Source organism: Sorangium aterium (assembly GCF_028368935.1).
GTDB lineage: Bacteria > Myxococcota_A > Polyangia > Polyangiales > Polyangiaceae > Sorangium > Sorangium atrum.
The window spans coordinates 552,638-579,145 of record NZ_JAQNDK010000006.1 but is presented as its reverse complement, the minus strand read 5'-3'; the positions used below and the strand labels follow the sequence as shown (position 1 = coordinate 579,145).

At 73.2% G+C, this 26,508-nt stretch carries 19 protein-coding genes; 11 read left to right on the top strand and 8 right to left on the bottom strand.

The genetic code is table 11. The features are described 5' to 3' along the window. Nucleotides 1-154 precede the first annotated feature (154 nt). Nucleotides 155-1,078 (top strand): DUF4123 domain-containing protein, encoded by a 924-nt coding sequence (locus tag POL72_RS46235; protein WP_272103334.1) that lies wholly within the window; start codon nucleotides 155-157, stop codon nucleotides 1,076-1,078. A gap of 30 nt (nucleotides 1,079-1,108) precedes the next feature. On the opposite strand, the gene POL72_RS46230 is transcribed toward POL72_RS46235, so the two are convergent. The 3 genes from POL72_RS46230 to xseA are packed head-to-tail and all read right to left on the bottom strand — an operon-like array spanning nucleotide 1,109 to nucleotide 5,992. Continuing rightward, on the bottom strand, nucleotides 1,109-3,298 hold the full coding sequence (locus tag POL72_RS46230; RefSeq protein WP_272103332.1) for an amylo-alpha-1,6-glucosidase: 2,190 nt from the start codon (nucleotides 3,296-3,298) through the stop codon (nucleotides 1,109-1,111). Beyond that, entirely contained in the window at nucleotides 3,295-4,281 is a 987-nt protein-coding gene (locus tag POL72_RS46225; RefSeq protein WP_272103330.1) for a shikimate dehydrogenase family protein, read from the bottom strand. Before POL72_RS46225 ends, POL72_RS46230 begins: the two co-directional genes overlap by 4 nt. Continuing rightward, on the bottom strand, nucleotides 4,268-5,992 hold the full coding sequence (xseA, locus tag POL72_RS46220) for an exodeoxyribonuclease VII large subunit (RefSeq protein ID WP_272103328.1): 1,725 nt from the start codon (nucleotides 5,990-5,992) through the stop codon (nucleotides 4,268-4,270). Before xseA ends, POL72_RS46225 begins: the two co-directional genes overlap by 14 nt. Nucleotides 5,993-6,152: 160 nt before the next feature. Between xseA and POL72_RS52095 the strand changes: the two genes are divergently transcribed. From POL72_RS52095 to POL72_RS46205, 4 genes are all read left to right on the top strand, one after another. Then, the gene (locus POL72_RS52095) at nucleotides 6,153-6,626 is read left to right on the top strand and encodes a biotin carboxylase N-terminal domain-containing protein (RefSeq protein WP_373372333.1); all 474 of its coding nucleotides are present in this window, start codon (nucleotides 6,153-6,155) and stop codon (nucleotides 6,624-6,626) included. 164 nt (nucleotides 6,627-6,790) lie between these two features. Continuing rightward, nucleotides 6,791-7,948, top strand: a complete 1,158-nt coding sequence (locus POL72_RS46215; protein ID WP_272103325.1) for an IMP dehydrogenase — start codon at nucleotides 6,791-6,793, stop codon at nucleotides 7,946-7,948. 202 nt (nucleotides 7,949-8,150) lie between these two features. Then, complete coding sequence (locus POL72_RS46210) at nucleotides 8,151-8,495, top strand: SCP2 sterol-binding domain-containing protein (RefSeq protein ID WP_272103323.1); 345 nt, start codon at nucleotides 8,151-8,153, stop codon at nucleotides 8,493-8,495. A 43-nt stretch (nucleotides 8,496-8,538) separates the two neighbouring features. Continuing rightward, the gene (locus tag POL72_RS46205) at nucleotides 8,539-9,726 is read left to right on the top strand and encodes a CaiB/BaiF CoA transferase family protein (RefSeq protein WP_272103321.1); all 1,188 of its coding nucleotides are present in this window, start codon (nucleotides 8,539-8,541) and stop codon (nucleotides 9,724-9,726) included. Nucleotides 9,727-9,811: 85 nt separating this feature from the next. On the opposite strand, the gene POL72_RS46200 is transcribed toward POL72_RS46205, so the two are convergent. Then, nucleotides 9,812-11,353 (bottom strand): cyclic di-GMP-binding domain-containing protein, MshE-related, encoded by a 1,542-nt coding sequence (locus POL72_RS46200; protein ID WP_506377486.1) that lies wholly within the window; start codon nucleotides 11,351-11,353, stop codon nucleotides 9,812-9,814. A 141-nt stretch (nucleotides 11,354-11,494) separates the two neighbouring features. Here POL72_RS46200 and POL72_RS46195 point away from each other — a divergent pair, with 141 nt between their 5' ends. Together POL72_RS46195 and POL72_RS46190 are read left to right on the top strand one after the other, a co-directional pair. Then, nucleotides 11,495-14,332: a protein kinase domain-containing protein gene (locus tag POL72_RS46195; protein ID WP_272103317.1), complete on the top strand. Its 2,838-nt coding sequence runs from the start codon at nucleotides 11,495-11,497 to the stop codon at nucleotides 14,330-14,332. Between the two features lie 10 nt (nucleotides 14,333-14,342). Then, the gene (locus POL72_RS46190) at nucleotides 14,343-15,422 is read left to right on the top strand and encodes a hypothetical protein (protein WP_272103315.1); all 1,080 of its coding nucleotides are present in this window, start codon (nucleotides 14,343-14,345) and stop codon (nucleotides 15,420-15,422) included. A gap of 64 nt (nucleotides 15,423-15,486) precedes the next feature. Here POL72_RS46190 and POL72_RS46185 read toward each other — a convergent pair whose 3' ends face one another. Continuing rightward, the gene (locus tag POL72_RS46185; RefSeq protein ID WP_308738144.1) at nucleotides 15,487-16,233 is read right to left on the bottom strand and encodes a uracil phosphoribosyltransferase; all 747 of its coding nucleotides are present in this window, start codon (nucleotides 16,231-16,233) and stop codon (nucleotides 15,487-15,489) included. A 312-nt stretch (nucleotides 16,234-16,545) separates the two neighbouring features. Here POL72_RS46185 and POL72_RS46180 point away from each other — a divergent pair, with 312 nt between their 5' ends. After that, on the top strand, nucleotides 16,546-17,034 hold the full coding sequence (locus POL72_RS46180; RefSeq protein WP_272103312.1) for an SMI1/KNR4 family protein: 489 nt from the start codon (nucleotides 16,546-16,548) through the stop codon (nucleotides 17,032-17,034). A 57-nt stretch (nucleotides 17,035-17,091) separates the two neighbouring features. Further along, on the top strand, nucleotides 17,092-19,020 hold the full coding sequence (locus POL72_RS46175; protein ID WP_272103310.1) for a serine/threonine-protein kinase: 1,929 nt from the start codon (nucleotides 17,092-17,094) through the stop codon (nucleotides 19,018-19,020). A gap of 14 nt (nucleotides 19,021-19,034) precedes the next feature. On the opposite strand, the gene POL72_RS46170 is transcribed toward POL72_RS46175, so the two are convergent. Next, nucleotides 19,035-20,027 carry a hypothetical protein gene (locus POL72_RS46170; RefSeq protein WP_272103308.1) on the bottom strand — a complete coding sequence of 331 codons (993 nt, stop codon included), beginning with the start codon at nucleotides 20,025-20,027 and terminating at the stop codon, nucleotides 19,035-19,037. A gap of 194 nt (nucleotides 20,028-20,221) precedes the next feature. Between POL72_RS46170 and hisD the strand changes: the two genes are divergently transcribed. Next, on the top strand, nucleotides 20,222-21,604 hold the full coding sequence (gene hisD, locus POL72_RS46165) for a histidinol dehydrogenase (RefSeq protein WP_272103307.1): 1,383 nt from the start codon (nucleotides 20,222-20,224) through the stop codon (nucleotides 21,602-21,604). Between the two features lie 167 nt (nucleotides 21,605-21,771). Here hisD and POL72_RS46160 read toward each other — a convergent pair whose 3' ends face one another. Next, complete coding sequence (locus tag POL72_RS46160) at nucleotides 21,772-22,701, bottom strand: DUF4388 domain-containing protein (protein ID WP_272103306.1); 930 nt, start codon at nucleotides 22,699-22,701, stop codon at nucleotides 21,772-21,774. Nucleotides 22,702-23,063: 362 nt separating this feature from the next. Between POL72_RS46160 and kdd the strand changes: the two genes are divergently transcribed. Further along, complete coding sequence (gene kdd, locus POL72_RS46155) at nucleotides 23,064-24,146, top strand: L-erythro-3,5-diaminohexanoate dehydrogenase (RefSeq protein WP_272103305.1); 1,083 nt, start codon at nucleotides 23,064-23,066, stop codon at nucleotides 24,144-24,146. 73 nt (nucleotides 24,147-24,219) lie between these two features. Here kdd and POL72_RS46150 read toward each other — a convergent pair whose 3' ends face one another. Beyond that, nucleotides 24,220-26,436 carry an ATP-binding protein gene (locus POL72_RS46150; protein WP_272103304.1) on the bottom strand — a complete coding sequence of 739 codons (2,217 nt, stop codon included), beginning with the start codon at nucleotides 26,434-26,436 and terminating at the stop codon, nucleotides 24,220-24,222. Nucleotides 26,437-26,508: the final 72 nt, after the last annotated feature.

Below are 26,508 nucleotides of genomic sequence, written 5' to 3'. Positions count from 1 at the left end.
ACTGCTTCAAAGGGCCCTCGCCCGGAAGGCGGAAAAGATTGACAGTCGTCCCGTCGTCTCCCGCGTAGCGCCCGCCTTCGGGTGGATTTCCCGCCGATCGGTGTTCTAGGCTTACTTGCCGGCCTCATCGGCGCCTTGTGCGATGGAGACGACCATGAGCGAAGACCAGGAAGCAGGGCTCGTCCTCCGGGTCATCTCGGGCCCCCTGGCCGGGCAGACGGCGCGTATCCCGGGCGACCGTCCGCTGCTCGTCGGCCGCGCTCCCGAGTCGGATCTCTCGATCACGAGCGACGGAGAGCTCTCTGCGCTGCATTTCTCGGTGGAGCAGATCGACGGCAGCTACCTCCTCCGCGACCTGGGGAGCCGCAACGGGACGCACGTCAACCGGGAGCGGGCGCGCGAGGTGTCGCTCCGGGACGGCGACGAGATCCGCGCGGGGGGGACCCTGTTCGCGGTGGCGCGCCGCGAGGTGGGCCGCCGCTACGCGCCGACCGAGCCCGCGCCGCCCTCGCGCCGCGCGCGGAGGACCGCGGTGCTCGCGACGGGGGCGCCGTTCGCCGCGTCGGCGCGGGCGCGGCTCCGGCAGGAGCGCTCGCCCCTCTTCGCGGTGCTCGACGCCGCCCGCGACCCGCGCATCCGGCTGCTGCTCGGCGAGGCGGGCGAGCAGACCGCCTCGCTCTACACCGGCTTCCAGGGCGAGATCCTCGCGGACGTCGGCCCCACGCTCGTGCACCTCCCGCACGGGTCCAGGCTGCTCGACGCGCTGGTCGACGGAGGATGGGGCGACTGCTGGGGCGTCTTCCTGACGAGCGACCGCCCGTTCGGCGACGTGCGGAAGCACCTCCGCCGATTTCTCCTGGTCGAGAGCGGGACAGGCAAGCAGCAGTATTTCCGGTTCTACGATCCACGCGTGCTCCGCGGCTTCCTCCCCACGTGCGGTCCTCGAAAGATCGAGGCGCTGTTCGAGGAGGTCGAGGCCTTCACCATGGAGGCCGAGGATCCGGGGAAGCTGCTCCGCTTCACCGCCCGGGGCGGCAAGGCGCTGCGCGAGGAGTCGGCGCTGGAACGTGAAGGCTGAAGGCGCGCCGGCCCCGCGGGCCGGCGTGGATCAGCGCGGCGGCGCGCCCGCGGCGCTGCCTGGGTCCGGGGCGGGCAGATCCCAGGCGATGAGGCGCAGGAGCTCCGCCACGCTGAAGGCCTGCGCGAAGCTGCCACCGGGGTGGTGCGGCGGCTCGCCGGAGGCGATCTCCGGCACCTGGCCGAGCGCGATCTCGTTCGCGGCCGCGGAGGCCGCGAGCCGATGCAGCAGCGGGATCACATGCTCGCCGAGCGTGGAGAAGCGCCGGGCGGCGCGCGCGTAGAACCCGAGCAGGAACGGCCAGGCCGTGCCCTGGTGGTAGGCGCTGTCGCGCGCCTCGGGGCCTCCCTGGTACCGGCGCGCGTAGGCGGGATCGGCCGGCGAGAGCGTGCGCACGCCGGCGGGGGTCACGAGCTCCAAGCGGACCCGATCGAGCAGCGACGCGGCCCGCTCCGGCGTGAAGCAGGCGGGATCCACGGCGACGGCGATCAGCGCGTTGGGGCGGATCGACGCGTCGCGGAACGCGCCCTCCCCCTCCGCGTGCTCCGAGATGACGTCATACGGGTAGCCGGTCTCCTCGCACCAGAAGCGGGCGGCGAAGCCCTGGCGCGCCGCGCGCGCGGCCGCCTCCGCCCGCCTCGCCAGCCGATCGTCGCCGGCGGCCCGCGCGAGGCGCGCGAGCGTCTCCGAGCCCTTCGCCCACAGCGCCGTGAGCTCGACCGGGCAACCGGCGCGCGGGGTCACCGCGCGGCCCGCGACGCGCGCGTCCATCCACGTGAGCCCGTCGACGGCGCCCTCGCCGAGGCGCCCGGCGGCGAAGAGGCCGTCGGCCGTGACGTGGATCCCGTTCCGGGTCCCGCGCACGGCGGCCTCGAAGGCGTCGCGGAGCGCGCCGAGCAGCTCGCCCGTCACGAACGGGTGCGTGTCGCCGACCGCGTCCGCGAGCAGGCGAGCCGCCTCGAACAGCCAGAGGGTCGCGTCGGCCGCGTGGAAGTCCGCGGGCTCGCCCGCGTCGGGGAGCCGGTTCGGCACGAGGCCGTCCTGCATGGCGTCGATCATCGAGCGGAGGACTCGGATCGCGGCCTCGGTCTTGCGCGGCACGAGGTAGAGGCCGGGCAGGGAGATCAGCGCGTCGCGGCCCCACACCTCGAACCAGGGGTAGCCCGCGATGACGCCGGGCCGCGCGGCCGCGTCGGCGCGGAACGCCTCGGCCGCGATGGACAGCTTCCGCTCCAGGAGCGGGCGCCGGGGCCCCGGGTCCTCGGCGCGGATCGCCGCGCTCGCCGCCGCGAGGAGGTTCTCCGGCTCGTCCTCGGGCAGCGCGCCCACCGCCACGAGCAGGTGAACGGGCTCGGTGCCGATCACCGTCTCGAAATGGCCCGGCGTCCAGAGATCCTCGAGGAAGTCGAGGCCCCGATCCTGCTCGCCGAGGTACTCGAAGCGTCGCCACCAGTCCTGCGAGCCGACGAACGTGCCCTGGTAACGGAAGCAGATCCTCGGCAGCGCGCGGTTCGGCTGCACCCGGACCTCACCCATCACGGGGCGGTCCCGCCCCGAGCCGGGCTCGCCGCGCGCCGCCCCTGCGCGCAGCTCGACCTTCTGGGAGATCCCGCCGTTCTCGCGGAGCAGCTGGTGAATGTGGCGGGCGGCGAGCAGCGGGCGCAGCGTCAGCATCACCGGATCCGCCCCGCTCCAGGCATAGCGGAGGACGGCGGCGTTCTCGCCGCGCACGAGGCCGAGCGTCACCTCGAGCTCGCCGCCCGGGACGGCGTACGCCCAGCGCGGGAGCGGATCCTGATCGAAGCGCTCGAGGTAGAACGAGCTGCTCTCCGGATCGATGCCCGGGAACTGGTGCTTGGCGAGGTCCCAGCGCGGCCACGAGGCGCGGCGCTCGGACGGCGCGCCCTGCTGCCGTACCGGGCGGACGCAGACGTCGACGTGCGAGAGCATGACGTGCCGGCGCCGCGGAGGGTCGAGGGCCGCGACGAGCAGGCCGTGGTAACGGCGGGTGTGCATGCCGGCGATCGTCGAGCTCGCGTAGGCCCCCGCGCCGTTCGTGTGCAGCCACTCCTTGCGCGCGATCGAGAACTGGCCCCGCACCTCGACGTGCGGCCACGGCGAGGCGTGCTCCAGCGCGGCGCCCTGGCCGCGGGGCGCCGCGGGCGTGGACGACAGCGCGTCGTGGGTCGGGGAGTGCCGCCGGGATCCGTCCGAGCTCATCGACCGCCGGTTGCCTTCCTGAGCGAATCCTCGGCGGCGGCGCGCATCACCTCGACCGGCGCCGGGAGGCCGGTCCAGAGCGTGAAGGACTGCGCCGCCTGGCCGACCAGCATCCCGAGCCCGCCTTCGGCGCGGAGCCCTCTCTCGCGCGCCATCCGGAGGAAGGGCGTCACCGGGGGGTTGTAGACGAGGTCGTAGAGGCACACGCTCGACGAGAGCGCGTCCCACGGGATGATGCTCGTGACCTCGTCCCCGGGCGGCCCCCCGAGCATGCCGGCGCTCGTGGCCTGGATGATCAGGTCGGCGGCGACGGTGAACTCGCTCCAGTTGAGCCGCAGCGCCACGGAGGACTTGCTGCTGATCGACCTGTCGGTCGGGATCGGCCAGGGCGCAGTGAGCGCGCCGAGCTCGGACGCGCGCTGCCCCGCGGGCGACTCGAGCATCGCCTCGGTGCTGGTCCACGAGCGGGTGGTCACGCTGATGAGGTGATAGCCGAGCATCTTGCACGCGGCGATCGCCGCGAACGCCGCGCCGCCCGCGCCGATGATCACCGCGCGCTGGCGCGGGCTCGAGCGCGCGCCGTACGGCCCCTCCGGATCGTCCCCGCGGGGCGGGGCGGATCCCAGGAGCAGCGCGAGCTCGTCGCGGAGCGCGGCCACGTCGGTGTTGTACGCCGTCACGCGCCGCGCCTCCGTCGCGCAGAGGACGTTCGCGGCGCCGACGTCGGCCGCGCTCGCGTCCACGTCGTCGACCATCGACATGATCGCGCGCTTGTGCGGGATCGTGACGTTCGCGCCGGCGATGAGGCCGCTCCGGATGTCGCTGACGAAGCGCGCGAGCTCCGGGCCGGTGGGCACGTCGAAGGCGCTGTAGATGTGCGGCAGGTGGTGCGCCCGAAACGCGGCCGAGTGCATCGCCGGCGAGACCGAGTGGCCCACCGGGTGCCCGACAAGACCGAACATTCGCCGCTCAGCGTTCGACATGGTGCCTCTCCTCAGGGCCGGCCTCCGCGCCGCCCTGCCCCACCGAGACCTGGCCGGCGGCGCCCGTGCGACCGAGGGTCGGGGCGCGCTCCTCGGCCGCGAAGCCGAGCCCGAGCTGCTCGCACGCGGGCGCGCCGGGCTGCGTCCTCTTGCGCCTCGGCGCGCGGCCGGACGCGGCGCGCGGGCCGCCGCCCTGGCGCGCAGGCGGCGCGGGCGCCGCAGCGGCCGACGCAGCCGCCGCTGCCGGCGCGGGCTCGTGGCCGTCGACGAGCGGCTCGTCCGGACCCGCGGTGACGACGACCCGCACGAGCAGCGCGCCGTGGTGCACGCGCACCGCGATCGGATCGCCCGGCGCGACCTCGCGGTGATCGCGGACCGCGCGCCCCGACGCGTCCGTCGCGATGGCGTAGCCGCGCGCGAGCACGCGGAGCGGCGACATCGCCTCGAGCCGGGCCACGTCGCCCGCGAAGCCCTCCCGCAGGAGGGCGACGTGGCGGTGCGCGGCGGCGGCGAGGCGCACCGACAGCGGCCGGAGCGCGCCGCGGGCGCCCGCCAGCACCGCGCGCGGGTGGCGCGCGGCGAGCCGTCGCTCGAGGCGCTGGAGCGCGGCGCGGTCCTCGACGAGGATGCGTTCCATGCGGCGCCGGAGCCTCGCCATGGCGTCGTCGATGCGCTGCTGGGGCTCCGCCAGGATCTGCGCGGGCGAGCCGAGCCGGGCGCGCTGCCGGTCGAGATCGGCCCGAGCGCCCCGGATCCGGTGGGCGATCGCGCGGCGCATGCGGGCCTCGAGGTGCTCCAGCGCCGCGCGCCGCGCGGCCGCGTCCGCGACGAGCATCTCAGCGGCCTGCGAGGGCGTGGCGGCGCGCGCGTCGGCGGCGAGGTCGGTCAGCGCGACGTCGATCTCGTGCCCGACGGCGCTCACGATCGGCACGCGCGCGGCCGCGACCTTCCGGACGACGATTTCCTCGTTGAACGCGCTGAGGTCGTCGGCCGAGCCGCCCCCGCGCCCCACGATGATCACCTCGATGCCCGGGAACTCCTCGAGCAGCGAGATCGCGCGCACGATCCGCTGCCCTGCGCCGGCGCCCTGGACCGGCGTGCGCGCGAGGATCAGCCGGGCGCCGCCGCGGCGGAACGCGACGGTCACGATGTCGTGGATCGCCGCGCCGTCGCCGCTCGTGACGACGCCGATGATCTGCGGATCGACGGGCAGCTTGCGCTTGCGCTCCGGCGCGAAGAGCCCCTCGGCGGCGAGCTTCTCCTTGAGGCGGAAGAGCGCCTCGAGGAGCGCGCCGCGGCCGGCGAGGCGCGCGTCGTCCGCGGAGAACTGGAGCCGGCCCCGAGGCACGTAGACGGTGGCGCGGCCCGTGAGCACGACGCGCGCTCCATCGGCGAGCAGCTTCCGCGCGCGCGGCGCCGCGGTCCTGTACATCACGCAGTCGATGGCCGCCTCTTCGCTCTCGTCCTTGAGCGTGAAGTAGGCGTGGCCGCTGCCCACGACGCGCAGGCCCGAGATCTCGCCCTCGACGCGCACGTCCGCGGTCGACCCCTCGAGGATCCGCTTCAGCCGGCGATCCAGCTCCGCGACCGAGACCACCTCCGGCTCGGCGCCCCGCTGGCGGCGCGAGGGCGGCGGGCTCGTGAGCTCGCGAGGCTCGGCGACGGGAAGGGCCGCGAACGAGAGCTCGGGCGGGATATCGCGGCGCTGCACAGGGCAGACGTACCCTTTTGCTCGGCCTGTGGAAAGACTCTCGCGGGCCTGATCCCCCGTCAGGCGAGCCCGCCGTCGGGCGCGCTGCGAGGCTCGGCGCGGAGCGGCGGAGCGACGGGCCGTTCGCGGAGGCGATTTCGTGTGAGAGGGCCAGCTCGCGATCCGCAAGGTCCTCCTCTCCCACGGCGGCGAGATAGCCGTCCGAGTCCTCCGATCGCTGCATGAGGTCGGCCTCCGGCGCATCGCCGCCTGCAGCGATGCAGACCGCGACGGCCTCCATGTCCGCCTCGCGAGCGCGTCGTACGCCATCGGCCCCGCGCCTGCGTCCGAGAGCTACCTCCGCTTCGGCCGGATCCCCCGCGTCACCAGGCGTTCCGGGGCGGGCGCTATCCATTTCGGGTACGGAAAACCGCGAGTTCGAGGAAGCATACGAGGCGAGCGGACCTCGTCGGGTTCCTCCTTGCCGAGGAGGGATTGCCTTGATGGCCCTCGCAGAAGCCGGCCGCCCTCACAAGGGCGCCCCTTCCCGCAGCCGCTCCCATGGGAGCGCGATCGCCGGCGTGCGCGTCCTGCAGCGCGGCGTGACACGTCGCAGCGCGCGCCGTCCGCGACCCGCCGGGGACGTCCTCGGTAGGTCGTGACCGGTCGTAACAGGTCGTACGAGGTCGCAACCGATAGTAACAGACCGGCGCGCCGACAACGCGCAGCCCCCTACGCAGCGCGTTGTCCCAAAGTCCCCTCGCTCCGGCCTCGGTCAATGCTATTCTACCGCGAACTTTCGGCCGGGGTGGAGGTGCGATGGGACGCGAGGCGAAGGGCCAGAAGGACCCGCTTGGGTCCGTCGCGATGCTCCCGTCGATCGAGGTCCGAGCCCACGAGCCTCCCTCTGCGACAGGCAGGTCGGCGACGCAGCGCGCGGGCGAGCCGGTGAGCGACGCCGCCGTGACGCCTTCCCCACGAGCCCGGTGGTTCGACGCGACCGCTCCCGCCGTGACGCCGGCGGGGGGCACGGACACCCGGCGGCGCTGGGCGATCCCGCTCTTCCTGGCCGCGCTCGTGCTGGTGGTGACCGCGCGCGGCCTGATGCTCCGTGCGCTGTTGCCGGTCGCCCTCGTGACGGCGGCGGTCACGCTGCTGGCGCGGGGACGACGGCACCTCCTGCCCCCTCCGCAGGTGAGCCGCCGCGGGCTGAGCCTCGAGGGCGATCAGCTGCTCCTTCGAGGCCAGGGCAGCGCTGCGCCGCACGTGCTGCTCACCATCCGCGAGCGGTTCGGCGTCACGCTCCTCGCTACGCCGCGACGCGATCGCATCGTCGCCCTGCTCAGCTCCAGCGCCGGGATGTCCTCCATCGGGGCCGGCTTCGACGGCCCCTCGCGGCGCACCTTCGCCGCGCTCCTCGACCACGCGTCGGTCGTGGGCTCCGACGAGGTCGGGCTCGAGGCGATCGGCCCGGACGGCGAGCCGATCTCGCTCAGCCCCGCGGCGCTCGCCGCGCTCCTCGAGGAGCTCACGCTGCGCTCGCCCGGGTGCCTCGATCGCTTCCTCCTGACCGACGCGCGCGGCGCCGCCCTCGGCCTCGACAGCCGGGAGCTCCGCGCCGGGGGCCGCGTCTTCGATCTGGCGGCGCCGCTCGAGTGGCGCGCGTTCGTCTTCCAGGAGGCGCTCGGGCAGGCGATCGCGGTGTACCAGGGAACGTGGGTACGCCAGGGTACCAACGAGCTCTCCCTCGTCTGCCTGCTCCCCGCGATGACGCCGGCGCTCGACGGGCTGGGGGCATCGCTCGGCCCGCTCGATCGCGGCGCGCTCCGCGACCTTCGGCTGATGCAGGGCATACCGGAGAGCCCGCCGCCCGCCGATCAGCGCGTCGCCATCGATCGCCTGCTGATGGTCCCGATCCGATCCGCGCTGGACAAGGCGCCCCGGCCCGCCGCGCAGGCGCCGCGCGCGCGCGCATGACGCATCGACCGTGAGTGAACGCAGCGCCAGGGTTGTCCTGATGGGTCGACGGACAGCGCGCCAGGGCTGTCCTGACGGAGCGACGAGCCCGTGCGCGGGCGTCGTGCTTCGCTTGACTCCCGCGCGCGAGCACGGGTAAACCGCGCTCGGTATTCAGGCGATTTCGAGTCACCACGTCCCACACGACATCCGGAGGCGATCCATGGCCGTCGATATCCAGAAACTGTTCAACGAGGAGCTGCCCGCTGCGCTGGCGAAGCATACCGACGCGGCCAAGCAGATCGGCGGGAAGTACCAGATCAACGTGACGGGCGAGGGCGGCGGCGAGTGGCTGATCGACCTGTCCGACAGCGGGCCCAAGCTCTCCTCGGGCAACCCTGGCAACGCGGATGTCACGATCTCGCTCACCAGCGAGGATTTCCAGAAGCTGCACGAGAACCCGCAGGCCAACTCGATGCAGCTCTTCTTCGCGGGCAAGCTGAAGGTCACGGGCAACCAGATGCTCGCGATGAAGCTCCCGAAGCTGTTCCAGCTCAACGCGGGCTGATCCGGGCGCCGGCGGAGATCCGGCGAGCCCCACCTGCGCCGCCGTGCGCCCCCTCACCGACACGCGCATCCTCGATCTTTCGAGGCTCTTGCCAGGCCCCTTCGCGACCCTCGTGCTCGCGGATCTCGGGGCGACGGTGGACAGGATCGAAGACGTCGCCGGCGGAGACCTCCTGCGCCGGCTCCCCCCGCAGATCGCCGGAGAATCCGCGGCGTTCCAGCTCTTGAACCGCGGCAAGCGAAGCGCCCTGCTCGACCTGAAGAGGCCCGAGGGTCGCGACGCCTTCCGCCGGCTCGTCGCCAGCTACGACGTGCTCTTCGACCAGTTCCGCCCGGGGGTGCTCGATCGGCTCGGCCTCGGTCACGCGGCGCTGCGCGCGGACAACCCGCGGCTCATCGTCTGCGCGCTGACCGGCTACGGTCAGACGGGCGCCCTGGCGGCGCGCGCGGGGCACGATCTGAACTACATCGCGCGCGCGGGGGTCCTCGGCGCGCAGGGGCCCGCCGAGGGGCCGCCGCAGGTACCGGGCTTCCAGGTGGCCGACATGAGCGGCGGGATGTGGTGTGTGATCGCCATCCTCGCCGCGCTGCGCGAGCGGGAGCGGACCGGGCAGGGCGCGGTGCTCGACATCGCCATGACCGACGGCGTGCTCGGCTTCGCCCTCCCCACGCTGGCCGCCGCGCTCGCGAGCGGCGCAGGAGGGGCCGGGGAAACGTCGCGCGCGGCGGGCGGCGAGCCGCTCACCGGCGGGCTCGCGCCGTACAACACCTACCTCTCGAAGGACGGGCACGCGATGGCCCTCGCCGCGCTGGAGCCGAAGTTCTGGGTCTCGTTCTGCGAGGGCGCCGGGCTCGATCCCGATCCGAGCGCGCTCGTCCCCGGGCCGCACCAGGCCGAGCTCAAGCGCAAGCTGGCCGCCGTCGTCGCGGAGAGGACGCGCGCCGAGTGGGAAACCCTCGCCGCCGAGCGCGACTGCTGCCTCGAGCCGGTCCTCGATCCGCGGAGCGCCGCGGCGGATCCCCACCTCGCCTCGCGCGATCTCCTGTTCGAGATCGCCTCGCCGCGCGGCCGGATCCCCCAGCTCAGGACGCCGGTCACGCCGGCGGGCGTCGCGTTCGCGCCCGCGCCTCGCGCCGGCGAGCACACGCGCGCCGTGCTCCGCGACGCGGGCTTCTCGGAAGGCGATATCGATGCGCTGATCCGCGCCGGAGCGGCGCGGGAGGCGCGCTGACGGCCGCCGTTCGCGAGCGCGCCGCGCGCATCGTCGGCGCGGCGCGCGCCGCGCCGGCAGCGGCGACCGACGCTCCTGCTTCGCGTCAGATCTTCTTCAGCTCGTCGACGAACTCCCAGTCGGCGATGAGGTGCTTCTTGAGCATCAGCGACAGGAGCGCGGCGAACATCGCCTCCCAGCGCACGTTGTTGCCGAGGATCTCGCTCGCGTCGGCCCCGTGCGACACCGCGCGCAGCGCGGAGACGAGATCGCGCGCGGTGAGGCCCGAGTCGTCCGCCGTGGGAGGAGGAGGCGGCTCGGAGGCCGCGGTGGCTCGGGGGGACGGAGCCTCTTTCCGCGGCTGCTGCTGCTGCTGCTGGGACTTGCTCCCGCGCGCGGGGAGCGTGATCGTCGTCCCGTCGAGGAGGGTGAGCGAGACCATCCGCCGGCGACCGCGGCCTTGCGGCGCGGGGATGTTGCGCACCTCGCGCTCGCTCGGGGGCTCGTCGCCGTAGTCGGGCACGCTCTCCGGGACGGCGCGCGCCGCAGCGCTGGCGCGTCCGAGCACGGCGCCGAGGAGGGCAGCGGCCGGCGTGCTCGACGTCGGGGCCCCGTCCACGCTCGGCGCCGCGTCGCCGGCGGGCCCCGGCGCGGCGCTCGGGCGCAGCGTCTTCCGGCGCTCCGGCTGCGCTGCCTGCGTGGACGGCGCCTGCGCCGCCTGCGTTGTCTGCGCAGCTTGTGCTGGCTGCGCGGCTCGCGCTGCCTGCGCCGCCGCGAGCAGCTCGGGCGTCGGCGCGACCTTCAACGTCGGCCGCGAGCGCTCGTCCGGGCGGCCGCGGATCTGCCGCTCCTCCGGGGAGCTGCGGACCTCCCTGGCCGCGGGGCGAGGCGGTTCCCACGCCAGCTCGTCATCCATGACCCCCACGTCGGAGGGGTCGACGTCGGAGGTCTCGATCGCCGGCCCCGCATCCTCGACCAGCCGCGACCCGGATCGCATGACGGGCCTGGTGAGCAGCAAGGGCTCCGGCGTCGACGTGGGCATCGGCGTCGACGTCGACGATGGCTCATCGGCGTGGCGCGCGGTCTCTGGCGCTCCGGAGAGCTCGGACGAAGGCGGCGGGTCGGCGGGGCGCGCCCGCGACTGCGGCTCGCTCACCTGGGCTTGCTTCGCGGGCGCGGGCGGCGGCACCGAGCGGGCGCGCGCACCGTAATAGACCCGGATCGCGTTCCGGATGTCGCTCGGCGGAGCGATCATCGCGCGCACGGGAAGGCCGGAGAACGCCATGCACTCCTTCATGCCGTCCTCGTTCGTCGGATCGTCCATCGCGACGTAGAGCGTCTCGCCCTGGTTGCGGACGTGGCGAACGTAGATCGGGACGAGGCAGTAACGCTCGGCCACGTCGTGCGGGACGAGGTTGAGCAGCTGCCGCGAGAACTCGATGTGCAGGAGCGACACCCAGGGGACAGCGAGCTGGTGCGACAGGATCTGCGTCAGCTGGGTTTCGTTGATGAGACCTTGCTCGACAAGGAGCGTCCCCAGCCGCCGGCCATCCGTGCGCTGCTGCTCCAGGGTCCTCTCGAGGGCGTCCTGGGTGATCATCCGCGCGTCGACCAGGAGCTGACCGAGACGTAGGCGAGGCGTAACCATCGCGCCCGAGGTTACCCCAAGAAGGATCCAGGACCTAACAGACGGCTGGACGAGCCTCCCCGCCCCCTCCAGACGGCGCCCCCGCGGGCCGAGGGAGACCTCGACTCCAATCGCTATCCCGAACGTGGTAAGGTCCCGCGCGTGTCCACAGTGGTCTGCCCGCAATGCGCGAATCCGTGCGAGCAGGCGCACAAATTCTGCCCGGTGTGCGGCTTCCCGATCTCGGAGTTCAACCGGACGTCCGACGATCCGCTGATCGGGACGACGCTCCCGGGCAACTACGTGATCCTGGAGCTCGTCGGGGTGGGCGGCATGGGCCGCGTGTACAGGGCCGAGCAGAAGGCCCTGGGGCGCACCGTGGCCGTCAAGATCATCCATCCCCACCTGCTCGGCGACGAGAGCGCGTCGGTCCGGTTCATCACCGAGGCGCGCGCCGCGAGCCGCCTCAACCACCCGAACTCGGTCGGGGTCATCGACTTCGGTAAGAACGGCGGGCAGCTCTACCTCGTCATGGAGTTCCTGCGCGGGCGCGACCTCGCCCGCGTCGTCTACGAGGACGGTCCGCTCCCGTTCCGCCGCATCGTCGACATCCTCTGCCAGGTGCTCGCGGCGCTCGCCGAGGCGCACCACCTCGGCATCATCCACCGCGATCTCAAGCCCGAGAACATCGTGCTCGAGCCGATGCGCTCGGGCGGCGACTTCGTGAAGGTCGTCGACTTCGGCCTCGCGAAGCTGAAGGGGGAGGTCGCGACGTCGAACATCACGAGCCCCGGCATCGTCTGCGGGACCCCGGACTACATGGCCCCGGAGCAGGGCCGGGGCGATCCGATCGACGCGCGGAGCGACCTGTACGCGTGCGGCGTCATCCTGTTCCAGCTGCTCACCGGCCGGCTCCCGTTCGAGGCGGAATCGCCGACGCAGGTGGTGCTGATGCACCTCTCCTTGCCGCCGCCCGATCCCGCCCTGCTCGCGCCGGAGCGTGAGATCCCCGAGCCGCTCGTCGAGGTCACGCTGCGGGCGCTCGAGAAGGACGCGGCGCGGCGCTACCAGTCCGCGGACGAGTTCGCGGCGGCGCTGCGCGCGGCGCTCGGGACGTTCGACACGCCCTCGGGGCGCTTCTCGTTCGCCGACGCGACGGTCATCTGCGGCTCGTGCCGGGCCATCGTGCCGCGCGGCCAGAAGTTCTGCGGCGAGTGCGGCGCCAGGATCGCGCAGGCGCACTCGCCCGCCCCTGCGCCGCGCGCGGCGCCCCAGGCCGCCCGGCGCGATCGCGCCCCCTCCGCCCCCACGCTCCCGCTCCCGTTCGCGGCGCGCGAGGACGACCTCGCGTGGCTCGACACCTGCCTCGCCGACGTCGAGGGCTCGGTCGTCGCCGCGCGCATCGTCGGCGAGCACGGCGTCGGCAAGACCCGGCTCCTCCGCGAGTTCCTCGACGTCGCCGCGAGCCGGGGCGACATCGTCATCCAGACCGGCCCGGACCCGTGGGGCGCGGAGGTCGGCTACTACGCGCTCCGCTGGGCGATCGCCGGGCTCGCCGAGCTCCCGCCCGACGGCGGCAACGCGTCGAACTGGAACGGCGCGACGCCGGAGGCGCGGCGCGGGCTGCTCGAGATCTTCGGCAAGGGCGATCGCGGGGGCGACGTGCGCAGGCACGCGTGGAACAAGCCGACGGCGGGGGGCCTGTCGCCCGACGATCGCCGCTTCATCGCCGCGGAGGCCCTGCGCTGGGCGCTCTCTCGCGCGCAGCAGACAGCGTTCCCGCACCGGGTCCTGCTCGCGATCGACGATCTTCACGCCGTCGACGGCGCGAGCCGGAACGCGTTCGCCGACGTGATCGCGGAGCCGCCGCTCGCGGCGCTGCTCATCGTCGCCAGCCACACCCCGGGCTTCGAGCCCGAGTGGGGCGGCGCCGAGCGGGCGCTCGGCGGCCTCCCGAAGGACACCGCGCTCTCGCTCCTCCGCGGCAGCGTGGGCCTCGACCACCGCGCCGCCCGCAAGACGCCGCCAAGCGTGGGCGGCCTGCGGCTGTCGCCGCGGCGCGATCTGTCGGACGGCGCCGCCGATCAAACCCCGCTGGCTCTGCCGCCGAGCGCGGCGACGCCGGCCGTCCTCGGCGGCGAGGCCGCGACGGTGCCGCCGCTCTACATCGACCAGCTGGTCCGCTACACGCTCGAGGGGGGCAGCGATCCGCCCGCGCGGATGGCCGACCTCGTCGCCGCGCGGATCGAGCGGCTGCCGCAGGACGCGCGCCGCACGCTGCAGGCGCTCGCCGTCATCGGCGACGCGGCGGACCGGGCCACCCTGCAGCGCCTGCTCCCGGACATCCGCGCCTTCGACGACCTGCTCGGCAAGCTCGCGGCGGCGGGCATGATCGAGGAGCACTCGAGCGGCATCCGCACGGCGCACCCGCTGCTCCGCGACGTGACGCTCGCGACGATCCCGGCGGGCGTCCGGCGCGATCTCCACGCCAAGGCGACGTTCGACAGCGCGGGCGACCCGCTCGCGCTTCCGCTCGAGGTGCAGGCGATCCACGCCTACCACGCGCAGAACGCGTTCGTCGCGCTGATGCTCCTCGAGCAGGCGGCGGACCGCTCCGCCGCGCGCGGGGACAGCGCCGGCAGCGTGCTCGCGCTGCGCCGCGGCCTCGATCTGGCGCGGCGGGAGATCTTCCGGGGCGAGCTCGACGATCCGGTGCGCGCCGTCCTGATCTTCAGCCGGAAGCTCGGCGAGGCGCTCGCGCGCGCCGGCGACCTGACCGACGCCGACGGCGTGCTGCGCGAGGCGCTCGACCTCGCCGGCCCAGGCGGGCCGGATCGCGCGCTCGTCCTGGGCGCGCTCGCGCACGTGGCGCACCAGCGCGAGCGCACGGGCGAGGCGTCGATGTACCTCCGCGAGGCGATGGACCTCGCCCGGCAGGGCGCCGACAGCGACGTGGTGCAGTCGCTCGACAAGATGCGGCGCGAGTGGATGGCGCGCTGAGCGAGAGACGGTGAACGACGAGGAACGACCGCGAGGGCCCCGATCGCCGGCGAACGCAGCGGCGTCGCCGCCGCGCGCGCCGTTCATCGCGCGGTGGGACCTCGACAAGACTTACCTGCGGACCGACTTCGACACGCTGCGCGACCTCGTGCGGACCGCGATCGAGCGGCCGGATCAGAAGCGCACCGTGCCGGGCGCGGGGTCGCTCTTGCGCGAGCTCGGCCGCGCGGGCGTCGAGACCCACATCCTGTCGGGCAGCCCGGAGCAGCTCCGCTCCCGCATCGAGCAGAAGCTGCGGCTCGACGGCGCGCGCTGGGCGTCGCTCACGCTGAAGCCCAACCTGCAGAACATCCTCCGGCTGCGCTTCCGCGCGCTGCGCGGGCAGCTCGGCTACAAGCTGCCCGCGCTGCTCCAGCGGCGCTGCGAGCTCTCGGATCAGCGCGATCCGAGCGGCGCGCTGATCCGCGAGGTGCTGCTCGGGGACGACGCGGAGGCCGACGCGTTCGTCTACTCGCTGTACGCGGACGTCTGCGAGGGCCGGGTCACCCCGCTGGAGCTGGGCGAGGTGATGCGGCTCGGGCACGCCTACGACGACACCATCCTCGATGCGATCCGGTTCGCGAGCTACGTCGAGAAGGGCCCCGTCGTCGAGCGCATCCTGATCCACCTCGACCGCCAGTCTTCGCCCTCGGATTTCAGGATCTTCGGCGACCGCGTCGTCCCCTTCTACAACTACCTGCAGGCGGCGTTCGTGCTCCACGAGGACGGCCGGATCGCGGCGCACGCCGTGCTCCGCGTCGCGCAGTCGCTGGTCGTCGCCCACAATTTCGACAGCGTCGCGCTCGCGCGGAGCTACGTCGATCTGTCGCGCCGTGGGCACGTCTCCGGCAGGGGCATCGCGTCCCTCGCGGCCGCCTACGGCGAGCTCGCGCAGCGCAGGGCCGCGGGCGCGAGCGATCTCGGCGCGATGGTCGCGGAGCTCACGCGGCTCTGCAGCGATCTGCGCCCCGCCGTGAGCCGGCCGCACGCGGAGATCGACTACCGCGCGCTCGCCGCCGGCCACAACCGCCGCTCGAAGCGCGGCCGCTGACGGCGGGCGTGCGAGGTGGCCGCGCCTGCCGCGGCGTCGCGCCGCCGCGGCGACGCCCGCGCGCTCACAGCCAGGCGTTGTTGAGGATCTCGCCGACGCCGCCGGCGCCCGGGACGATGTACTGGATGCCGTTCAGGCCGCGCTCCTCGTCCCAGTGCGTGCCTGGCTCGGTCTTGAGGACGCGCGCCGGCGAGAGGCCGCGATCGAGCCGGAGCGCGTAGATGATGGCGTCCGGGTGGGCCTCGGTGACGCGGCGGATGTACTCGGGCGTGACGATGAGGTGCATGGCGATGCACTTGGCCGGCCGCCCCTCGAGCGCGGTCTTGTAGTACGTCATGGCGCTGACCATGGACGAGCCGGTGGCGCCCATCGGGTCGGGGAAGAGCACGTGGCGCCCGTCGACGTCGCGGCCGATCTTGGCGTCGTGCCAGGTCGCGCCGACGACCTCGCCCTGCTCGTTCGTCTGCCGGCTCATGAACAGGTGATCCTGCCGCACCAGCGCGGGGTCGAGGACCTCGTTCAAGAGCTCGTAGACGACCTGGGATGGCATCGTCCCGGCGCGCGCGATGCCCACGGTGACGGCCTTGGTCGCGCGCGAAAGCGCGGTGCCGCGATAGACCGCCTCCGGGTGGGACGAGATCATCCGGGTCGGGACGTCGACGCGCGCGCGCCCCAGCTCGGCGGCGAGGACGGCGCGCGCCAGGTTCTGGTAGAGAACCCCGACGAGACGCCCGACGTCGGGCTGGACCGTCTCCGGGGAGCAGGCTCGAGCCAGCAGAGTCCATGCGAGCGGGTCATCGAGCAGGTGCACACCCGGACCGTACCGATGGGCGATTTCGGGGGGCCGGAATCGACTCTCAGCGTACGCAACGTCGACCATCGTTTTTCTGTTACACTACCTGGCCCGGCGCGGGGTATTCCTCCGGGTGCGCGCCGGTGCTCTCCCCGGGAGCGGAGTGGTTTCGAAGCGATGAGGGCGCCCGCCCAGCGGGCTGTCCCGGTGGACTTGCAAAGGAAGGGATGTTCGGTGGATAGCGACCTTGCCGAGTCGGTTACGGCGCTCAAGGATGCCTTTGTCCGAAGAGGCATCCCTGCGAGGTTCGGAAAGGCGGCTCCAGCGGCGGTGGAAGAGCTGCGCAAGACGCTGCGGGTGCCCGCGAGGTACCGCGCTTTCCTGCAGGAGGCCGACCCGCTCGACGTCGAGACGGTGACTCCGGTCGAGCGTGTACGCCTCATTCCCTCCGAGAAGCTCGCGGCCGAGCAGCAAGCGAACGGCGGCGACAGCTCCCTCCCGGGCTGGCGCAAGAGCTGGATCCTCATCGCTCGCAGTGCCCTGCTGGGAGATCCCTATTTCCTCGACATCTCGAAGCTCGACGCCGAGGGGGACTGCCCCGTGTTCACCTGTATGACGGGCACCGAGTCGCTCAAGCCGGAGCTCTGTGCGTCGAGCTTCCAGCAGTTCCTGCGCATCCTCGCTACCTCGATGGAGGTCGCGTCCGGCTTCGGAGAGAGCGGCCTCGACGACGACGACGAGGCCATCTTCCGCGAGGCGCTCGCGCCCAAGATCAAGACCATCGACTCCGCGGCCCTCCGCGCGGGCCACTGGACCTGACGTAGCGTCCACGGCGCGCTGCTCGCCGGGCGCGCCGCGGATCGAGCTGATCGCGCCATGGCCAGGTGCCTCGTATGCAACGCGGAGAACCCGGGCTCCGCCCGGTTCTGTGTCGCGTGTGGCGCGTCGCTGGCCGCGAAGGAGGCGGGCGTCGGCGCGGCGATCTCCGCGCCTCCTGCGCCCGGCCCGCGGACGACCGTCCCTGGGCAGCCGCTGCTGGGCGCGCTGCTGCCCGAGGATCCGGCGCACCGGGCCAGCCTCGCGGCCGGCAGCGCAAACGGGCCGGCGGCGGACGTCCGCGCGCCGCATGTCGTCTCGGCGCCGATGGCGGGATCGCTGCCGCGGCGCGCGCCGGGCGGCCACCTGCCGGCGGGGACGCTCGTCGATCAGAAGTACGTGGTCGAGCGGGTGCTCGGCGAGGGCGGCATGGGCGTCGTCTACCTCGCTCGGGACGTCCACACCGGCCTTCACGTGGTGCTGAAGGCGGTGCGACAGGAGCTCGGGCACCGGCCGGACGTGCGCGCGCGGACGCTCGCCGAGGGGCGCGCGCTGGCGCAGATCGATCACCCGAACGTCGTCCACCTCAAGGCGGTTGTGGCGGAGCGAGACGACCTCTGGCTCGTCATGCAGTACATCGACGGCGAGAGCCTCGAGCAGACGCTCGCCAGGTACGCCGAGGAGCGCCGGCGGATGCCCCTGCCCGAGGCGCTCTCGATCTTCCGGCAGATCGCCTCGGGCATCGCGGCCGCGCACCGCGAGGGGGTGATCCACCGCGACCTCAAGCCGGCGAACGTGCTCATCCGCGGCAAGGACGGTGTCGCGAAGGTCACCGACTTCGGCATCGCCAAGGCCGAGGCGGACGCGCTCGCGGGGCGCGGGCTGACCAAGGGGATCATCGGCTCGCTCTATTACATGTCGCCGGAGCAGGTCCTCGGGCGCCGCGAGCTCGACAAGCGGGTGGACATCTACGCGCTGGGCGTCGTGCTGTACGAGATGCTGGTGGGGCAGGTGCCGTTCGACGCCGAGAGCGACATCGAGATCATGCGGCAGCACGCGGAGGTGCCGCTCCCCCTGGTCAGCGCCGTGCGCCACGACGTTCCTCCGGCGCTCGACGCCTTCCTCCAGAAGGCGTGCGCCAAGGAGCGGGCGGATCGCTTTGCCAGCTGCGAGGAGCTGCTCGCCGCGCTCGACGCGATCGCCCACCCTGCGCCGGCCGCGATTGCGGCGCCGCTCGGCGCGTCGAGCCGCCCGCCGCCGCCCGCGGCCACGACGGTGGACGAGGTCCGCGACGGGCTGCGGTCGCCGTCGGGCGCTGCGCTGGCCAGCGGACCCGCAGGGTCGCCGCGCGCGCGCGGCTCGTGGCTCGCGATCGGCGCCGGGGCCCTCGTGATGTTCGGCGGGGCCGCCGCGCTGCTCGGGCTGGGCGTGCTCGACAGGCCGCGGGACGGTCGCCGGCGGGCCGTCTCGTCGAGGGAGCAGCGCCCGGCGGCCAGCGCGAGCAGCACCACCCCGGCGGCGAGCGCGGAGCAGCCGCAGCCGCCGCCGCTCGCGACCCTGACCGGGCTGTGGGTCGGCAACGGGCGCGAGCTCGAGGCCGTCCTTGCCGGCGAGTCGCTCGAGTTCCGGGTCCGCCGCCCGGAGCAGTTCGCGCCGCAGGACTATGCCGAGGGCGAGGCCCGCTTCTCGCTGCGCGAGATCCCCGGAGAGACCGCGGTGTTCGCCGTCGAGGACCGGCTCCGGTTCATCGCCCCCGAGTCGCGCAATTTCGATCCGGCCCGCTCCCGGGGCACCTGCCAGGACGTCCGCAGCGCGGTGGAGGGCCGCCCCCTGCGCGCGAGCTTCGACGGGGCCCGGCTGAGCGTCGAGTTCGCGAAGATCGAGCCCTCCACGAGCAACTTCGTGGTGGAGCGCGGCAAGGTCGTCAGCTGCGTCGGCCTCAGCGCCCTCCCCGCCACGCGCGTCGTCAGCACGCTGTCGCGGCCGTAGCGCGGCACGCCTCGCTAGAGTCCACCGACGGCGGGCACCGGCTGCGGCTTTCCGGCGTGGATGACCGCGCACCGGACGGTGGTCGACGACGTCGGCGCGCTCGCGCGCCCGCCACCCAGGACGAGCGTGCCGAAGATGCTGCGCGCCGCCGCATCGACCTCCGCGGCGCCGCGCGGCGGCACCGGGTTCCCGCTCGCATCGAACACCGTCACCGCCTGCACGACGCCGCGGGCGATCTCGCCCTCCGGGAAGGACATCATCACCGTGGCGCGGACGTAGGCCGAGGCCCCCTCGACGATCCCGAAGCTGTACGGCTTCTTCGCGAAAGCGCCGCAGAAGCCGCTCGTACCCATGCCGCCGTCGGGCCCGTAGTTCGCCGACGCCCACTGCCCGACGTTCACCGTGAGCCCGCTCTCACCCGAGCCCTGCGCGTACTGGACGCACTGGGCGAGCGCGGGATCCCACATCGAGCCCGTTGGGCAGCGCCCTACCTTCGCGCAAGCCTGGCCGGTCCAGACCTCGTCGCGCGCGCAGGTCTGCGAGAGCGGGACGCACGCGGCGGTCGGACCGTCGACGATGAGCTCCTGGCCGGGCGGGCACCCGAGCTTCTGCCCGGCGCCGACCGCGACGCCGATGTTGGTCGCCACCTGCTCGCGCGACACGCAGTAGCCCGTGCTCTGGTCGATCTCGTCCCCGGGCCGGCAGCGATCGGTAGCGCAGCCGCCTGCCTCGTAGTGGCGGCCCACGCCGCAGTAGGCGTTCGCCGCCCGGGGCGTGAGGCACTGGCCCGCGATCGAGAGGTAGCCCTTCAGGCATCGGCAGCGGTTCTGCTTCGTGTCGAAGCCGGCGCCGTCGCTGCACGACGAGATCGAGCAGCGGCAGCTGCTGCCCTGGCAGATCTTGAGGAAGCAGGAGTTCTCCGGGCAACCGACGAGCACGGCAGGCGCCAGCGCGAGGAGCACGACCGAGAGCGCGGCGGAGGCGAGACCAAACGAGCCGGACCGCATCGGGCGACCCTACTCGATCCGCTCAGGCCGGGGAACTCGGGGAGCGACGCGCTGCAGCCGCCGCGACGCGCTGCTTCGGCTGCAGCGCGCGTGGCGCTGTCGACCGCGCGGCCGACGTACCGGCGGCCGGGGTGGTGTGGTACGGGGTGTCGCCGTCCACGCGGAGATTCCACCGCGCCGGTCCATATCAAGCCATGCTGCCCATCTACATCGAAGGTTCGCCTCAGTTCGAGTCCACCCTGTCAGCCCTGCGCACCCGCGGCACGGGCGACCTCGCGAACGTCACGCCGGCCGTGACCGAGATCATCGACAACGTGCGGCGCGGGGGCACGTCCGCCGTGCTCGGCTACATCGAGAAGTTCGAGCGGAGGACGTCGAAGGCGCTCGTCCGCCACGCAGGCCCGGAGGCGGAGGGCGGCTTCGGCGGGGCCGAGGCGCTCGCGAGGCTCCCGCCGGAGGTCCGCGCCGCGCTCGAGACCGCGGCGGCCAGGATCGCGCGTTACCATGAGCGGCAGCGCGACGCGGGCGATCTCGGCCCCGCGAGCGTGACGGCGAACGGGCCCGCCCTGCAGGCCGGCTTCAGCTACGAGGAGGAGGGCGTGCTGCTGGGCATGCGCGTGCGCCCCCTGCGCCGGGTCGGCGTCTATGCGCCGGGCGGCAAGGCCCGCTACCCCTCCAGCGTGCTCATGTCGGCCCTCCCCGCGCGCATCGCCGGCGTGCAGGAGATCGTCCTCGCGAGCCCGTCGGCCGACGACGCCACGCTCGCCGCGGCGCACCTCTCCGGCGTGACGACCCTGCTCGACTCGGGCGGCGCGCAGGCGATCGCGGCCTTGGCCTACGGGCTCCCGGAGCTCGCGCCGGTCGACAAGATCGTGGGGCCCGGCAACGCGTACGTCGCCTGCGCGAAGAAGCTGGTCTTCGGGGACGTGTCGATCGACGGCATCACCGGGCCGAGCGAGATCCTCGCGCTCGCCGACGAATCCGCGGATCCCCGGCTCGTCGCCGCCGATCTCCTCTCGCAGGCCGAGCACGACGAGGCGTCCTACGCCCTGCTCGCGACGACCTCGGCGAAGCTGGCGGAGGCGGTCGCGCGCGAGCTCGACGCGGCGCTCCCCGAGCTCACGCGGCGCGCGATCGTGGAGGCGTCGCTCTCGACGCACGCGGCGGCGCTGGTCGTCGGCTCGCGCGCTCGCCTCGCCGAGATCGCCGATCAGCTCGCGGTCGAGCACGTGGCCTTCCACGTCGCCGACGCCGAGGGGTTGTTCTCGGAGATCGGCACGCTCGGCGCCGCGCTGCTCGGCGACCTCACCCCGGTCGCCGCGGGCGACTACCTCGCGGGGCCGTCCCACGTCCTCCCGACCGGCGGCTCGGCCCGCTTCGGCGCGCCGCTCGGGGTCTACGACTTCGTGACGCGCGCGAGCCTCATCCGGTACTCGGGCGCGGCGCTCCGGACGCAAGGCCCGATCATCGAGAAGCTGGCCCTGGCCGAGGGCCTGCAGGCGCACGCCCGCGCCGTGTCGCTCCGCCTCGCGAGCAAGGCGATCGACCCCGCGAAGCGCGGCACGTCGCAGTCCTGACACCACGCTGCCGCCCTGCGCGCCGCGCCTTCGGGAGCGCGGCGCGCGAGGACGCGCTCCTGACCGCTCTCCCCTGACCTATCGATCTCGGTTCAGCCGAGAGCCGCGCGCACCGGCGCGATAGGCCGCATCGCGCGGCCTCGCGACACCGTGCGCTCCCGCCCGGCTCACTCGGCGCGGAGGTAGCCCGCGTTGATCATCTTCAACACGGACTGCGCGGTCTCCAGATCCGTCGCGGGGCTCTTGTTGAGGACCATCGCGAGGTGCCCGTGGTTGTAGACGACCTGGAGGACGTCGAGATCGACGGGCGAGAGATCGCGGAGCTGCGGCTTGAGCGGCTGGGGGATGACCAGGCGCGCCGACAGGTCCGGCAGCTGGTGGCGGATGTTGTTCAGCTCGTCGATCTGCCGGAGCCCCTCCATGAGGAGCTCCTGCACCGTCGCGCTGATCTCGCCGGTCATGACCCGCTCCTCGGCCGCCTCGAGGTCGAACGTCCCGCCGGCCCAGGTGAGGATCCGGTAGACGCTCTTCAGCGGCGGGACGTCGGTCAGATCGTTGATGGTCGCAAAGGTCACGATGCCCTTGCGCAGGTAGATCTTGCCGACGTCGTCGTCGGAGCGGACCACGAGGACGCCGCTCTTCTTCGACGTGCCGAAGAGCTGCAGCAGATCCGGGAGCGGGATCTCGTCGATCGACCCGGACATCGACCGGGTCTGACCGCTCCTCAACGATGGCTCGTCCATCCGTTTCCGCGCCGGTGGCGCGCCTGGGTCGGTGGAGACGACCTTGAGGATGCTGGTGCCGATGAGCACACGATCGCCCTCCTTCAGGGTCGTCTTCTTGATCTTCTCGCCGTTGACGAACGTTCCGTTCGTCGAGCCGAGATCCTCGATCACAATCGACTGTTCGGTGCAGGCAATCCGGGCATGGCGCCGGGAGACCATGTCCTCGACGAGGACCATGTCGAGGTCGCTGGAGCGACCCACGACGATCTCCTGCTGCTCCCCGAGGGGGAATTCGCCGCCTTGGTACTTCCCGGAGATGAAGCGCAACGCTAGTTGCCGCGTTGCCGACACCTTGGGAGCGTGGTTATCCATCGCAGGGAGTAAAAACCTTCGTGCGCTTACGAGAGCGCCAGCAGGGGGCAAAGCTTAGTTTCACCGAGCAAAGGTGGTCAAGAGATCCGGTCCGTTCTTTCAAATGAGTCGGCTCGTCCGATCCTGACGCAACGCGCCGGCCCCCCTCCCTCGGCCGCCACAGAGGCGCGCCGCGGGGGTAAGGGCCAACGTACTCGGCGCACGCGAGTGTATCCAATTTGAGGGAAAGAGGGCGATTGGCTCCGTCGAAACGGTCGGCACCGACGGTTTTCGGGGCCTCCGGGCCCTGGGCGGAGCGCCGGGCCACCTCAGCGAGGAATCCTGCGGCCGCTCGGCTCATTGCCCTTGCTTTCGAGCCCGGCATGTTGAACGGCCTCGGCGTGAGCTCCGCAGCGACGCGACCCACCCTCCCCGCAGGCGATCCGCTGGGCACGCACCGCGTGCTCGATCCACCGGGGGCGATGCCGCAGCCGGCGGAGCGGCTGGACGCCGACGCCTCGCGCCACTTCGAGACCGAGATCGTCGTCGATGTGCAGACGCTGAACATCGACGCCGCGAGCTTCCGCCAGATGGAGGAGGCGTCCGGCGGCAGCCCGGACGGCGTGGCGCGGCTCGTCCTCGAGACGGTGGCGCGCCGGGGCAAGCAGCACAACCCGGTCACCGGCTCGGGCGGCATGCTGCTCGGCGTCGTGCGCCGGGTCGGCTCGCTCGCCGAGCACCGCGGCGTCGCCGTCGGCGATCGCATCGCGACGCTCGCGTCGCTGTCGCTCACGCCGCTCTCGCTCCGCCGGATCATCGCCGTGCGGCCCGCGTCCGCGCAGATCGACGTCGAGGGCACCGCGATCCTCTTCGGGTCGGCGCCGCTCGCCCGGATGCCGACCGACATGCCCGAGCGGCTCGCCCTCGCGCTGCTCGACGTCGCCGGCGCGGCGCCTCAGGTGGCGCGCCTCGCCGGCCCGCGCGACAGCGTGGTGGTGCTCGGCGCAGGCGGAAAATCGGGCCTCCTGTGCGCGGCCGAGGCGCGGCGCTGCGTCGGCCGCGCCGGGCGCGTCATCGGGATCGAGGCGTCGCCGGAGCTCGCCGCCGACCTGCGCTCGCTCGCGATCTGCGACCACGTCGCGGTCCTCGACGCGCGCGACCCCCTCGCCGTGCGCGACGCCGTGCTGCCGTTCACCGGCGACGCGGGCGCCGACCTCACGCTCTCGTGCGTGAACGTCCCGGGCGTGGAGCTCAGCGCGATCGTCGCCACGCGCGATCGCGGCAAGACGTACTTCTTCGCGATGAGCACGAGCTTCACCGCCGCCGCCCTGGGGGCCGAGGGGATCGGCAAGGACGTGGACCTCTACATCGGCAACGGCTACGCCCACGGACACGCCGAGCACACGCTCGAGCTCGTGCGCGAGCACGTCGCGCTGGAGCGGCTCATGACCTCGCGCTACGGCTGAGCGCGCCGCTCGACGCAACGCGCGCAGCGCGCATGCGCCCGGACGCCGCGGACGCTCCACGGGCGCACCGGACTCAGCCGGGCCGCTCCTGAGGGGCCGGCTCGGCAGGCGCCAGCGCCGCGGGCGACGGCTGCGGCGCGCCCAGCTTGTCGACGGCGGCGGGGAGGATCACGGCGAAGGTGCTCCCCTTCCCCTCGTACGACCGGACCTCGATGCGGCCGCCGGCGCTCTGCGCGATGCGCTGGCTGATGGACAGGCCGAGCCCGGTCCCCTTGTCCTTCGTCGTGAAGAACGGCAGGAAGATGTTCGCGAGCACCTTCTGGGAGATCCCGGGGCCGTTGTCGGTGACGTTGAGCTCGACGAACGGCTCATCCGAGCCCGAGCCGGGCCGCGTGCCGCGGCCGAAGCGGACGCGCGTCGAGATCACCACCTTGCCCCGGCCCTTCATGGCCTGGACGGCGTTGCGGAACAGGTTCATCAGCACCTGCCGCAGCTGCTCTGGATCGATGGCGACGCGGGGGAGACCAGGATCCAGCGTGACCTCGACCTCGAGCTGGTCGTTCCTGCGCTCGATCGAGAGCACCTGCAGGGTGCGGCGCACGATCGCGTTCACGTCGGTCGGGACGACCGAGCCCTGCGCCGGCCGCGCGAGATCGAGCACCGAACCTACGACGCGATCGAGCCGGTCGACCTCCTCGAGGATGATCCCGAGGAACTCGCGCGACGCCGCGTCGATCTGCGCCTCCGGCACGGGATCGGCGAGCAGCTGCGCCGCCCCCTTGATCGCGCCGAGCGGGTTCCTGATCTCGTGCGCGAGCCCGGCCGCCATCTGGCCGAGGAGCGCGAGCCGGTCTCGCTCCTTCATCTGCGCGTAGAGCCGCGAGTTCTCCAGGACGACGCCGATCTGCGCGGCGAGCGTCTCGAGCAGGGTCAGCTCCTCGGGCGAGAACGCGTCGCGCACGCGCGTGTCCGCCACGACCAGGAGCCCGATGGGCTCGCCTTGCTCGTCGCGCGCGCAAAGCACCACGCCCGAGCAGAGGCTGCCGAGCACCTCGGCCGCCGCGAGCACCGCGTCCTCGGGGACCTGGGGCCGCACCTCCGTCCGCCGCGCGAAGTTGCCGTCGTCGTCCGCGTCGCTCTGGCTGCGGCGCGCCCGCCGCTCGCGGGCCTCGCGCTCCAGCTCCTCCATCGCGAGCGGCCCCCGGTCGAGGCGATCGAGCAGCGCCCTCGCGGTCGCCACCTCGATCCGCTCGGGGACCCGCGGCCCGAGCGAGGCGAGCCTGTCGAAGCCCGTCCCGTCCTGATCGCGCAGGTAGAGCGCCGCCGCCGTGACGCGGCGCGACTGCTCGAGCGCGCTCATCACGATCGAGCCCATCTCGTCCACCTCGAGCGTGTGCACGAGGCGCCGCCGGGCCTCCGCGAGCGAGCGATCGAGATCGAACCGCTCCCGCAGGAAGAGGCGCTGGAGCTGCTCCTCGACGCGCTCCCGCAGCGGGTCGAACAGCACCAGGATGACGATCGCGGCGAGCACCGCGTTCAGGTACATCGTGTTGAAGCCGCCGATGAACGTGAGCAGGAGATAGAAGATCAGCGCGATCAGGAACGCGACCGCCGTGGCGACGAGCAGGCGCGCGAGCATCTCGTAGGCGTCGAGCAGGCGCTCGTGACGCAGCGCCTGGGCGAGGACGAACAGGAACACGATCGAGAGCGCCGCGCCGACGGGCGGCGGCTCGGCGCCGAGGAACCAGGCGAAGTCGGCGACGCTGGCGAGCCCGGCGAGCGCGCCGATCACCACGAGGAACCGCACGCGCCGCTGCGTCGCGCGCGAGGAGCTCTGCTTGCCGCGCTGGCCGAGCGTGTACAGCCCCGCGGTGAGCAGCGCGAAGACGTAGAGGAAAATGCAGCCGCGCGTGAGCCAGTCGAGCCACGAGCCCGGCTCCCGGCTCACCAGCACGAGGATGAACAGCGGGATGACGAGCACCCCCGCGAACCGGAGCAGCCGCGAGCGCCGATCCGCGTCATGGGGGATCATCGCCTCGAAGAGCTGCAGCGCGAACTGCGGGAGCAGCACGGCGAGGATCGCCGTGAAGCGCTCCCAGATCGAGGCCTGGAAGAAGCCGAAGAGCGACTGCGAGAGGTACCAGAGCCCGACGTCGGCGGCGAACGCGGCGAAGAAGAGGTGGACGCGGCGGACGCGGTCCCGCAGCAGCGTCGACGCCGCGATGGCGAGGGCGAGGGCCCCGCAGACAAGGGTCGTCCGTGTGCGGAGATCGATCCCGAGCGGCGCCACGCGCGAAGGCTACCGCGGCGGGCCGCGCGGCGACCGCAAAACGCGCCGGGGAGCGGCGCGCGGCGACAGCAA